The following is an 11,954-nucleotide window of genomic DNA, read 5'->3' on the forward strand; positions in this document are numbered from 1 at the left end:
CATGCGCTGGGCAATCGGTCCAGAGTCGACCTCGTCGGCGCCAATGGCTGACGTCGCGGGTAGGCATCACGCCGTCAGAACGCGCCGCGCTCGCACTCACCGAGGAAATCACCCAATTGGCCGGTCCGGTACCCGGGGTGCCGGACCACGTATGGGAAGCCGCCGCCGAGCACTTCACGGACCGTCAGCTCGCAGGCCTCGTCCTTGCGATCGCCACCATCAACGCATGGAACCGGATCATGGTCGCCACCGGACAGATCACGGGGAGTGGATCGAGGAGGTCATCCGTGAAGATCGTTCGCGAGGTTGACGGCTGGATTCACCCGTTGGCTGCCGCCTCGCGCGTCGTCACCAGCGGCGCGAGGAGGTCAGCAAAGGGGGTCGGGTCGGGGCCGGCCAACGTGGCACCGACCATTGACGCCCGCGATGCGGCGATCCAGTCGGTGCGGGTGACGCGGTCCAGCGCGAGCCATCGGCCGCCTCGCTGGGCAATCAACTGCAAGATCAGCGTTCCAGCTCGGCCATTGCCTTCCCGAAACGGGTGTACGGCGTTGTAGTCGGCGTAGATCCTCGCCAACCGATAGGCGAGCGCCGTTGGACCATATCCGTCGGCACAAGCGAACGCCTCGTCGACGTCCCGCGCCGTGCGTGCGAGGCCGGTCGACAGCTGCGGGACGGTGGCAAACTCCACGTCGCCCTTGGTCACCCTGGTGATGCGTGGTTCACCGGCCCACGGGTAGATGTCGGCGAAGATCGCTCGGTGCGCGTCACACACCGAGAGCGACGACGGCGGATTCTTGAGCAGGCCCACAGTCCGACCCGCGCTGATCGCGTGCTCGGCTGCGGCCAGCAAGGGAGCCTCCGTTAGACCGAGGTTGTTCACCAGGACCGAGGTCCCCGGGACTAGATAAGGTCGCCGCCGCGCGAATACGGTACGCCGCGGCGGTTGCTCCTCGCGGTAACGACGGCGGCACCAGCCCAGGAACTGCGGCACGGTGAGCGTTCCGTGCGCCAACTCATCGAGGACTGCAATCTGCTCGTCGTCGGGCCGCCATCCTTCCAACCGCTGTGCGGCCAGGGCCCACGCCGATTCCGGTGCGAGCTGAGCGGTCACAGCAGCCGCCACTGGTAACGAACCACCCGCTGTGCGCGCAGCACTTCTCGGCCGGCGCTACGCAGCGCGGCGCGGTCGTGTGGAGCCAGTTCACCGAGCGTCACGATGTCCCAGGCTGAGCGCGGCGTCTTCTCCCACCTCCTGCTGCGCAGTGTCCACCGAAGCACCGTCGTCGCGCGGTATGCCTGCACCAGTCCGTCCCAGTCGATGTCGGTCAGTTGCTCGTCGACCACCGAGAGTCGGTCGGTCGTCGCGCTCGCCGCCGAGTCGGCCAGCACCGCTTTCAACCGCGCGAGCCGGACTATCGGGTCGATCACCGCCTGTTTGATATCGACTGAATCGCGGCGGCCGGTAAGCACCGCCAGTCGAGCGGGGACCACCTCCCGCGACGCCGTGGCGTCCTGCGCCATTGCGCTGCCTAGTTCGCGGTGACGTGCGGCAGCCTCGCGCATCCACAGCTTCGGGTCGTCGCCGGTCGTCGCTGCCGTCTCACCGACCGCGCACGAGTCCAACATCAGCCCAGCCATGACGACGCCACGGTCGGTCTGCGGGGCCTGCGCCCACCGGTCGGTGGCGGCCACCCACTCCTCACGCGTTCGGCAACATCGGGCCCGGCTTGCGGTCGCACCGTTGCTATCGCCGGCCAAGCCGCCATTTTCGAGCAGCTCGTGCACCCGCGCAGCCTGGGCGAACACCTCGTTGCGGCGATCGTTGGGCCCGTCCGCGTCGAATACCGCCAGCGTCTCCACATCCGCCCCCGGCAGCGCCTCGCCGCGTCCGCAACTGCCGGTCACGAACCAGTGCCATCGCACCCCCTCGGGGGGACCGACGAGATCGACGGCCCGGTCCGCAGCTACGCGCACCAGCCCCGACCACCAGAGTGCGGCCACCTCCGGCCCGGCGCGCGGCGGCGGCGCCGCGCGCACCTGACCGATCGCGGTGACCAGCTCGTCGGCTGTGCGAGCGCCCCGGATAGCTACCAGATGATCGTCGAGCGTCATCACCAACGGTCCCGGTCCAGCGGCACACCGGCCCCTGCCGCGTCGGCGGCACAACCGAAGCCGACCACCCACTGTCCGTCGGACAATTCAACCTTGCCGAGCATCATCGGCTCGGGCAGGGCGGCCAGAAACTCGCCAAGTGCAGCGGGGGAGAGGGTCCATGTCTGCCCGACGATGGCTCGGCCCCGTTCCGGATCGCGGATCAAGCCGGGTTTGGGCGGAACCGTGTCCAGTGCAACGAGCCGATAGGACGGCGCGGTTGTGACTTCTCGGGTCCACCGAGCACCCCGTCCTGCCAGCTCGTGCTCCAGCGGACCGCCGCGCATGTGTGCCCCGAACACGGCGAGCTCGGTGTGCGTTGCCGCTGATTCCACCCAGGTCGGCCCGGTGAGCTCGGGGTCTACGAATCTCCGCGCCAGATCCAGGACCACAGCATCGGCGCGCCGTTTACCCAGGAACGTGATACCGAACTCCGCTGCAGTCCCATCCGCCTCGTCAACCGTTCCGGCGGGCACGGCCACCCCGCACAAGTCGAAGAGATTGCAGAAGTTGGTGTACGTGCCCATGCGCGAGTTCACGCCGACCGGATCGGCGGCCACCTGCGCGATCGTCGGGTGTAGTGGCGCGGTCGGCACCAGCAGGGCATCGGCATCTCCCCAGATCCGCATGGCCTGGTCCCGCAGTTCGGTCAACCGTCGTCGGGCCCTCAACAGGCCGACCGCGCTGAACCGGTTCGCCGCGCCGATGATTCCGCCGACAGTCGGATCGATACCCGCCGTCTGATCGGAGACCGCTGCGTCGAGGAAATCCCCGACCGCGTCGTAGCGCTGGGCGACCAGAGCGTCGTCGTAGAGCAGTCGTGCTGCCTCGATGAATGGGCCGAGGTCGATTCGGCGCACCGTCATTCCCGCGGCTTCTGCGGCGGCGACGGCGCGCTCGAAGGCGTTTCGCCAGTCGGCGTCTAGTTCGGGCAGCTCTGCGGGCACGGCGATCGCCGGCGCGGCCGGGGCGGCAAAGCAGGTCGAGACATCGAAGGCGACCGGTCCGGGCGCGTCGACCATCGCGGACATGGCCGCATCGGCATCCTCCAGCGTCCGCGCGAAGATCGTCACGGTGTCGTAGTCGGCACACGCCGGAACCACGCCCTCGGTGCTGAGGAGGCCGACGGTCGGTTTGATACCGATGACACCCTGTAGGGCGGCGGGGATGCGGCCCGACCCAGCGGTGTCTGTCCCGATCGCGATGTCTGCCAGGCCGAGCGCAACCGCGACCGCCGAGCCCGAGCTCGATCCGCCGGAGATGCGGTCGGGCCGTCGGGAATCGGGCACCGCGCCGTACGGGCTTCGCGTGCCGACCAGTCCGGTGGCGAATTGGTCGAGGTTGGTTTTGCCGAGTACTACCGCGCCGGCCGTCCGCAAGGCCGCGACGACTGGCGCGTCTGCCTCGGGGAGGTAGCTGTACCCAGGGCAGGCTGCGGTTGTCGCGAGCCCGGCGACATCGACGTTGTCTTTGACCGCCAGGATGACCCCGGCGAGCGGTCCGGCCTGCGCTATCGACCACTCGTAGTCGGCGGCCACCGCTGCCTGATCTCGCAGGCTAATGAACACTCCGGGGTGCTCTTCGATTGCCGCAAAAATGTCGTCTACTCGCGCCTGGGCGATGGTGGCGCTCACGAGGACGCCCCTTCTTTGATCCCAAATTCTCCCCGCTCCGACCAGCGGCGTCGTTCCTCTTCGCGCGCCTGAACCATCACCGCTCGCTTGGCGGCGATGTCGGCCGCGTTTGCATCCAAGAAGCGCTGATGCTCGGCCAACGAGAAGCTGCCGTCAACGATCCGGATGCTTTCTCCGCGGCCGGCGGCGACATCGGCTCGCATGTCGAGAAGCTCTTCGGCGCCAACCGGATACCACCGGATCTTATCGAAGAAGCGCAGCAGCCATGGATGCTCAGGGTCAAAGCCCGGGGTCGGCAGCGGATGCCGGTGGTTCCACACCTGCGTAGTGCGCCCGACAAACTGGTAACCGCCCGGACCCTCCATGCCGTACACACAGAGGTAGGCGCCGCCGATACCGACCGCGTTCTCCGGGGTCCAGGTTCGGGCCGGGTTGTATTTGGTGGTCACCAAGCGGTGACGGGGGTCGAGCGGAACCGCCACCGGCGCCCCGAGGTAGACATCACCGAGACCAAGAACCAAATAGCTGGCGTCGAAGACGGTGCGGTACACGTCGTCGACCGAATCCAGACCGTTCATCCGCCGGATGAACTCGATATTCCACGGGCACCACGGTGCGTCCGACCGCACACCCAGCATGTAGCGCTTGATCGCTTCACGCGTCGAAGGGTCGTCCCACGACAGCGGCAGTTCGACGGTGCGGCTCGGCACCACCAGGTCGTCGGCGGCGGGCAGTTGCGCCTCGCATTCGACAAGCCAATCGAGCATCGACCGTTGGGTCCACACGTCGGGGTCGCCTTTGACCTGGAGTGAACGGATGCCCGGTGTGAGGTCGATCAGGCCACGCGGCGCCTCAGCCGCGATGCGCTCGGCCAACGCATGGACCCGTGCCCGCAGCGTCAGGTCGAGGGTCTGCTCGCCGTACTCGACGAGGATGTTGTCGTCGCCGGAGCGGCGGTACGTCACCTTGGTGCCGTCGGCCGTGTCGCCGATGTGCAAGACCCCGTTGTCGTCGTCGCCACCGGTCGACAGGACATGTGCGACGCTCGCGCGACGCCCGAGTCCGACCTGCGACAGTGAGGCCGACTCGGCGGTACGTACCGGGACGAAGCGCACGGTATCGCCCGGTTTGAGTTGACCCAGCTTCCAGCGCTCTGCGGTCACCAACGTCACCGGGCAGACGAATCCGCCGAGGCTCGGCCCGTCCGGGCCGAGCAGGATCGGAGTGTCGCCGGTGAAGTCGAGGGCGCCCACCGAGTACGCGTTGTCGTGGATGTTCGACGGGTGCAGCCCGGCTTCGCCGCCGTCGCTGCGCGCCCAGCGCGGCTGCGGCCCCACCAGCCGCACACCGGTGCGGTCGGAATTGAAATGGACCTCGTAGTCGGTACCGAGCAGGTCGTCGATGTCCTCGGGGGTGAAGAATTCAGGTGCGCCGTGCGGGCCGATGGTGACCGCGAGACGCCAGTGATTGGTGAGTGCAGGCTGCTCGTCGAACAGGATTCGCCGTGGCGGTGTGGATGACTCGAGACCTGCCGAGGTCAGCTCGTCGCCGTCGCGCAGCGCCCGGCCGTGATGTCCGCCGAAACGGCCGAGAGTGAACGTGGCGGCACTGCCGAGGTATTCCTCTGCCTCGATTCCGCCGGCCACCGCGATGTACACCCGCAGCCCGATCGAACCCACCGCGCCGACATCCAGGACGTCACCAGCGGCGACGGTGATCGGCGCCCACTGTGGAGCGACGCGACCATTCACCGTGACGAGCACCGGTGCACCGGTCACCGCGACGACCGATGCCTCCTCGAACCGCAGCGTTGGTCCCGTCAGGGTGGCTTCGAGGCCCGTCGCACTCTCGGCATTGCCGACGGCGAGGTTGGCCAGACGGAACGACAGGTCGTCCATCGGGCCCGACGGCGGGACGCCGACCTTCCAGTAACCGATGCGGCCCGGCCAGTCTTGGACGGTGGTCTGCGCACCGGCGCGCACCACCGAGATCGTCATCGCTGGTCCTCTCGCGTCACGATGATGCGCACGGCGGTGGGGTCGAAGCCGTTGCAGGGGTTGTTGATCTGCGGACAGTTGGAGATCAGCACCAGGGTGTCCACCTCGGCGCGCAGGGCGAGTCGCTTCCCCGGCGCTGACAACCCGTCGACGATCCCAAGTGTTCCGTCGGGATCCACCGGCACGTTCATGAAGAAGTTGACGTTTCCGACCATGTCGGCTTTGCCGAGTCCGTGGCGCGAGCCTTCGATCAGGAAGTTCTCCACACAGGCGTGCTGGTGTTTGGTGTGGTGCCCGTAGCGAAGCGTGTTCGACTCCTGTGAGCACGCGCCACCGACGGTGTCGTGGTTGCCCACCTCGTCGGCCACGATCGTCACGAGTGGTCGAGACTCTTGGTCCCTCAGCACACTGCCGGTCGTGAGGAAGAGGTTCCCCTGTGCCGCGATGGTGGCCTGGGCGCAATAGCGCGCCGACGGTCGAGGCGTTCCGGCGACGTCGACGCCGTAGAAGAGGGTGTCCACGGCCTGGTTGCCGTGCAGATCGACGATCGTGAGCACATCGCCGGCGGCGATGATTCCTGACCACGGTGCGCGTTCCCCTACCTCGGTGTCGAGGATTACGGTGCCGGTTCCGAGCGCCAAGTCTGCGGCGGAGGTTGACGTTGCGGTGGTGGTCACGACAGTTCCTTTGTGGTGTTCGCGGCGGCGGTCCAGGCGTCCTCAGAGTTGGCGACGGCGCGCTGGAACTCCGGTTCGGTATCGGTGCGGTGGACGAGGTCGGCGAGGGTATCCGGCGCGCGCCAGGCAAGGACCTCAAGAGGGCCGGTCGCGAATGTTGACGACGGGTCGCACGGGTGAGCGGTGTTGGCGATGGCCACGATGCAGGGCAGGTGCAGGATCAGTTCGACGGCTTTGTCGCTGCCTGCCGACCCGATGGATTCCAACGCTCCGTCGTCGGCGACCCGGACACCGTGGAAGAACGACACTGGCGAAGGCACGTCGGCGACGCCCAGCCCGTTCTTGGCGGCAGCCAGGATCAGGAGTTCCCGACCGGCGGGGCTGGCGCCGTGGACGCTGCCGTCGCCGTACTTGGCGGTGTTGTGTGCCAGCGTCGTCGTTCCGCACAGTGCGTCGTGATGCTCGGAGTCATCGGCCACCACTGTGGCGAGCACCCGACCCTGATCCGAGAGCAGCGGGTGACCCGCGCCGAGGTATGCCTGCCAAGGCACCTTGACGGTGTCCGCCACGTTCAACCGCTCCCACTGGGCGTCCGCGCGCCACAGCAGCAGGTTCGCGCAGGCCGATCCGGTCAGGTCGCGCAGTCGAATCCGGGTGCCGCGAGCGAGCACCTTGGTGGTGTAGCGGCCACCCGGTACGGTCTCCGCCCAGGTCAGCTCCGAGGCGGCAACTCCGTTCGGTGGGCTCGGCCAGTCAGTGGGCGGGACAACCGGCATCGAGTCGGTGATGGTCCCGGACTGCGCGCGGGCATGTGCGCGCGCGTCGGTGGTGGTGCTGGTGCTCATCGAGACTCCTCGGTGGCGTCGGTGGTGGCGGTCGGGCGAATCAACCGGTCGCCGTCGGTGACCGGCTTGGGATGAATCCGGTTACGCGGGAAGCAGGCCACCCCGACAAGGACGACAGCCGCGATGGTGATCGGGCCGGCCCACTGCAGGATCGGCATGGTGCCGTCGGGATTGAAGACTTCGGCGCGCGGCCAGGCGAGGTTGACCACCATGAGCCCGCCGTAGACGACCGCGAGCAGATTCACCACGAAGCCGAAGCGGCCGAGCGTGAACAGCTTGTGGCCGTCGGAGTCGACTTCCGGGCCGCCGTGGGGCCAACCCTGAAGGCGGCGGTACAGCATGGGCAGGGTCACGGCGAGGTAGGCCAGGTAGATCAGCACGATGCAGACGCTGGCCAGGGTGGCGAAGATTGCTGCGTTGCCGACATTGACCAGCAGGATGAGCATGCACAGCACCCCGATCAGAATCGAGGGCAGGATCGGTGTGCCGGTGCGCTGGTTGACGTGGGCCAGTTGCTTGGAGAACGGCAGCCTGCCATCGCGGGCCATCGAGTACATCAGTCGCGAGCAGGCCGTTTGGATTGCCAGGGTGCAGATGAGGACCGCGATCGCGACGTCGGCGAGCAGGACCTTGCCCCAGAATCCACCGAGGATTGAGTCCAAGACGTAGGGCAGACCGCCGTCGGCCAGTTGCTCGTCGAGGGTGGGCGCCGCCATCAAGGCGCCAAGGATGATCAGGCCGCCGCCGATGGCCGAGCAGGTGAGCGCCAGCCGGATGGTGCGCGGGGCGACGCGGCGCGGGTTGTGGGTCTCTTCGGCGAGTTCGCCGGCTGAGCCGAAACCGACCATCACGTATGCCGCCATCAGTCCCGAGCAGATGAAGGCCCACACGTAACCGGGCTGCTGGCCGGGTAGTCCGGTATCAAAGACGACGCCGGGGCCGCGTCGCGCATGGGTGAACAGGGCAAGGATGACTGCCGCGACGCCGATCAGTTCGCAGGTGACGCCGATGCTGTTGACCCGGCTCATCCAGTCGATCCCGATGCAGTTGATGATGGTGACGAGCACCAGCAGGACTGTGCCGAGCAGGACCGCGTTTGCTGCACCGCTGCTGGTGGTGAGCGTCGGATCGTCGCCGATCACCTGGAACCCGCTCCAGATACTCGGCAGCACCACCTGGAGTGCGATCGCTGCCGCCGCGGCCGTCACGATCTGAGCGATCATCATGAACCAGCCGCCGAACCAGCCGACTACCTCGCCGCCCAGGCGGCGCGACCACTGGTAGATCGCACCGGAGAGCGGATAGCGCGCGGCGATTTCAGCGAAGCACAGAGCCACCATGAATTGGCCGGCGTAGACGATCACCCAGGTCCAGAAGAAGGCTGGGCCGCCGAAGCCGAATCCGAGGCCGAAGAGCTGGAAGATCGTCGTGAGGATGGAGACGAACGAAAAGCCCGCGGCGAACGATGCGAACTTGCCGAGCGAGCGGTGCAGCTGCTGGTCGTAGCCGAAGTCGGAGAGGTCGTCGGCATCGGCGCCGCTTCGTGCCGTGTCCGGCGGTGGCTGCGTGGCGTCAACGGTCATGATGCGGTTTCCTTACTCGTGAGCGGCGCGGTGGTCGCGTCAGTGCACTACAGAGAACTCGGAGCGCTTTTCTATCAAGTGACAGATTTGTTTCTCGTCTGAAAACTGTCTGCAACGGGCATGTAAACCACCAAGACCGCAGCTCTAGACTTCGCGGTATGAACTCCTCCGCAGTGCCTGCGCGGACCGGACCGGGACGCCCGCGCCTGGCGAGCCCGAAGCGAGCCGGAAGTACCGCCAGCGAGGAGATCCTGGACGCCGCCGCAGAACTATTCACCACGCGCGGATTCACCGCCACGTCGACCAGGATGATCGCCGAGGCCGTCGGTATGCGGCAGGCCTCGCTCTACCACTACTTCGCCACCAAAGACGACATGCTCGCCGATCTGCTCGAGGCGACGGTGAGCGGTCCATTGACCTTGGCCCGCGAGTTGTTGGTCGCCGAGGATCCTGCACTCCAGCGTCTGCTCCGACTCGCTCGCTACGACGTCACCCAGCTCGCCCAGTCTCGCTGGAACTTGGGTGCGCTTTACCTTCTCCCCGAACTCGCCGCCGACAACTTCGCCGCATTCCGGGCGGCACGCGACGAACTGGCCAATGCCTACGCGTCCCTCGCCGCCGAAACCCTGTCGGACGCCGGCGATCCGCGTCGTCTCCTCCCATTTCGCCTCGTCGAGTCGATGATCATGATGCGCAGCGACGACCAGCACAGCAACAGCTATAGCGCAGCCGATCTGACCGACACGATTCTCGGGGCCATTTCGGCCGTGCTCAGGTAGCCCCAGCGGCGTTGAAGAACATGCGCACCACGGTCGGACTTATCGGTTCAGGTCGCAACCGAACGCAGGACCGGAAGGGTAGACAGTGACGAGAGGCAAAGGCGACGAGGTGACCGAACCGATCGGATCGTTCGCGCAGGCGCAGGCGTTGGCGGCGCAGTACCTCCCGAGCGACTGGTATGTATCACCGGATGGCTATGAGTTCGGCGGCGGCTATATCGTGTTCGGGGCCCGTATAGCGTTCTGGTATCCGACTCTGCTCGGAGGCGAATCTCACGTGTTCCGAGTCGGCTGTGACGGGTCGGTGCTCGACACCCAATATCAGCACCTCATCGGCGACATGCGCCGCGGACATCGGGTAGGGGGCTGGTCCGATGTCGACGAGGACGAGTACGGCGAAGACGAATACGACGAGCTCGACGGCGACGAGTGACCAGGTTGTGGTGGCAGAAACTGATCTATTCCGACGGTTCGTGGGCGCCCTGCCAAAACCTACTTGGCTGGTCCGGCAGTCGGGTCGGGCATGGCTTCCACCTCGGGCCGTCTAGGGCGTGGAATCGGCCTGATTCGGCGATTAAGCGACGACTAAGAGTGGCGTGAGGCGGCTGTGAGCATGAAAATGGCCCTGACCTCGCACATTGTCTGTGCTGGTCAGGGCCACTTTCTTAGTAGCGGGGACAGGATTTGAACCTGCGACCTCTGGGTTATGAGCCCAGCGAGCTACCGAGCTGCTCCACCCCGCGCTGTGTGGACCACGTTACCGGCGAGTCGTACGCGTGTGCAAATCGCTTTCCGGTGAACGCGATCACAAGGGGCGTGACCTGCACGGTTGACTCCGGCCAATGCGGCCGGTGGGGTGGGGTGGTGGCATCCGAATCGCACTGTGCGAGTGCACCTTCGCCGGGAAGCCGACCGGTCATCGGCACTGCCGCCCTCCTCGACGAGGCCGGCACGGCGCTGACGCGGTCACTGTTGGCGCGCAAGTACGGCGTGATGGGCGCACTGGCCGTGCGCTGGCCATGGCAGTCGTACTTCACACCCAGCCGAAGACTGTTCTGCGACATGCTCACCGGAAGTCGGCCGGAGACCATCGGCATCCGCGTCGACCTCGTCGACGAAGAGTCCGGTGAGAAGGCTTAAGCGCTCTGCTCGGCGCGGGCCTTGAGGCGCTCCAGGGTGACGCGCATGTGCTCCTCGTTGGCACCCACCCGGTCGCGGATCCCGGTCAGCAGGTGGGCCGTGGACTTGAGCAGCGACGAACGGCGGTCCCACATGCTCTCGACGACGGTGCAACCGTCGGCGGTGGGGGTGACTTCGTAGCGCCAGCGAGCGATGGGCTGGCCCAGACGGCTGACGTTCCACGCGAAAGCGCGACCGGCCTCGGCCTCGCTAACGGTGCAGGTGGTGGTCCACCGATGCCAGCCGTTTCGGTTGCTGCCGCGGAACACACTGCCCACCGTCCCGGCATTGCCCTTGGCCCACTTCATGGCGGTGACCTCCTCACCGAATTGGGCCATGGTGTCCAGATCGGTGATGAGGCCGTAGACCGTGTCGGCGGGAGCGGCGACGGCGGTCTCGACGGTGATGGTGGGTGCTTTATCGGTCATCCTGGCACGCTATCAATCCTGTGCCGCGGCTGTGCATCCCTGTGCGCGAGATATGGAGTTGGTGCGCTTCGCCGGAGTTGCGGGCATTGTGGAAATCGAACTCCACGGAGAGGAAACGCAATGACCGACAAGACCGACGACGCCGACGACAGCGCCGCCGACGCCGCGGCCTCCGCCGCTGGTGATGCCACGCCGGCAGCCGCCCAGGCCGGTGCCATCCCGCCGCCACCCCCGCCACCGGTGACCGAACCGATCGCAGCGCCCCCGACGACCCCGCTGACGGGCCATCAGGTTCCGCCGTTGGGTGCTCCTCCGAAGAACAATTGGTGGCGCGACCACCTCTGGACGACGGTGATCGGCGCGTCGTTGCTGACGGGGATCGCGGGCCTGGCCGTCGGCTTCGCCATCGCCTACTTCGGTACGTCTGGCCACGACGGCGATCGCCACCACGGCCCCGGCTACCACCACGGCAAGCGGTGGGACGACCGTGGCCGCCACCACGGCCGGCACGACCGTGACGATTGGTACGACCGGTGGGGACCCGACCGCGGCCCCGGCGGGCGAGACGGCGACTGGGGTCGGGGCTACTGGGACGACCGTGGTCCCGGCGGACGTGGCAACGAGCAGCCGCCGTGGATGAGGACGCCGCGCCCGACGCCGGGCCAGCAGCCGCAGCCC

11 protein-coding genes, 1 tRNA gene and 1 pseudogene are annotated in these 11,954 nt (G+C 67.0%); 4 read left to right on the forward strand and 9 right to left on the reverse strand.

What is annotated here, in order from left to right; translation table 11 throughout:
• Window positions 1–319: 319 nt before the first annotated feature.
• The 7 genes from B4L26_RS16455 to B4L26_RS16485 are packed head-to-tail and all read right to left on the reverse strand — an operon-like array spanning window position 320 to window position 8,890.
• Complete coding sequence (locus B4L26_RS16455; protein WP_290720516.1) at window positions 320–1,114, reverse strand: Fic/DOC family protein; 795 nt, start codon at window positions 1,112–1,114, stop codon at window positions 320–322.
• A complete protein-coding gene (locus tag B4L26_RS16460; protein WP_290720518.1) occupies window positions 1,111–2,115 on the reverse strand; it encodes a putative nucleotidyltransferase substrate binding domain-containing protein in 1,005 nt (334 codons plus the stop codon). The genes B4L26_RS16455 and B4L26_RS16460 overlap by 4 nt, the downstream gene beginning before the upstream one ends.
• The gene (gene atzF, locus B4L26_RS16465; protein WP_290720523.1) at window positions 2,115–3,788 is read right to left on the reverse strand and encodes an allophanate hydrolase; all 1,674 of its coding nucleotides are present in this window, start codon (window positions 3,786–3,788) and stop codon (window positions 2,115–2,117) included. Before atzF ends, B4L26_RS16460 begins: the two co-directional genes overlap by 1 nt.
• Complete coding sequence (locus tag B4L26_RS16470) at window positions 3,785–5,785, reverse strand: 5-oxoprolinase/urea amidolyase family protein (RefSeq protein WP_290720525.1); 2,001 nt, start codon at window positions 5,783–5,785, stop codon at window positions 3,785–3,787. Before B4L26_RS16470 ends, atzF begins: the two co-directional genes overlap by 4 nt.
• Window positions 5,782–6,462, reverse strand: coding sequence for an urea amidolyase associated protein UAAP2 (locus B4L26_RS16475; RefSeq protein ID WP_290720528.1), 681 nt, complete (start codon window positions 6,460–6,462; stop codon window positions 5,782–5,784). The genes B4L26_RS16470 and B4L26_RS16475 overlap by 4 nt, the downstream gene beginning before the upstream one ends.
• Window positions 6,459–7,307: an urea amidolyase associated protein UAAP1 gene (locus B4L26_RS16480; protein ID WP_290720531.1), complete on the reverse strand. Its 849-nt coding sequence runs from the start codon at window positions 7,305–7,307 to the stop codon at window positions 6,459–6,461. Before B4L26_RS16480 ends, B4L26_RS16475 begins: the two co-directional genes overlap by 4 nt.
• Window positions 7,304–8,890, reverse strand: coding sequence for an amino acid permease (locus B4L26_RS16485; protein ID WP_290720533.1), 1,587 nt, complete (start codon window positions 8,888–8,890; stop codon window positions 7,304–7,306). Before B4L26_RS16485 ends, B4L26_RS16480 begins: the two co-directional genes overlap by 4 nt.
• Window positions 8,891–9,048: 158 nt before the next feature.
• Between B4L26_RS16485 and B4L26_RS16490 the strand changes: the two genes are divergently transcribed.
• Both B4L26_RS16490 and B4L26_RS16495 read left to right on the forward strand, forming a co-directional pair.
• On the forward strand, window positions 9,049–9,669 hold the full coding sequence (locus tag B4L26_RS16490) for a TetR/AcrR family transcriptional regulator (protein ID WP_290720535.1): 621 nt from the start codon (window positions 9,049–9,051) through the stop codon (window positions 9,667–9,669).
• Window positions 9,670–9,778: 109 nt separating this feature from the next.
• Entirely contained in the window at window positions 9,779–10,102 is a 324-nt protein-coding gene (locus B4L26_RS16495; RefSeq protein ID WP_290720537.1) for a hypothetical protein, read from the forward strand.
• Between the two features lie 236 nt (window positions 10,103–10,338).
• Here B4L26_RS16495 and B4L26_RS16500 read toward each other — a convergent pair.
• Window positions 10,339–10,412 (reverse strand) — tRNA-Met (locus tag B4L26_RS16500).
• A 121-nt stretch (window positions 10,413–10,533) separates the two neighbouring features.
• Here B4L26_RS16500 and B4L26_RS16505 point away from each other — a divergent pair.
• On the forward strand, window positions 10,534–10,809 hold the full coding sequence (locus tag B4L26_RS16505) for a hypothetical protein (RefSeq protein WP_290720538.1): 276 nt from the start codon (window positions 10,534–10,536) through the stop codon (window positions 10,807–10,809).
• Here the strand turns inward: B4L26_RS16505 and B4L26_RS16510 are convergent.
• Window positions 10,806–11,276 (reverse strand): SRPBCC family protein, encoded by a 471-nt coding sequence (locus tag B4L26_RS16510; RefSeq protein WP_290720540.1) that lies wholly within the window; start codon window positions 11,274–11,276, stop codon window positions 10,806–10,808. The genes B4L26_RS16505 and B4L26_RS16510 overlap by 4 nt on opposite strands.
• Window positions 11,277–11,396: 120 nt before the next feature.
• Here B4L26_RS16510 and B4L26_RS16515 point away from each other — a divergent pair.
• A pseudogene (locus B4L26_RS16515) lies at window positions 11,397–11,954 on the forward strand (hypothetical protein); the annotation flags it as partial.

The sequence above is a fragment of the Gordonia sp. UBA7599 genome (assembly GCA_002477755.1).
Lineage (GTDB): Bacteria > Actinomycetota > Actinomycetes > Mycobacteriales > Mycobacteriaceae > Gordonia.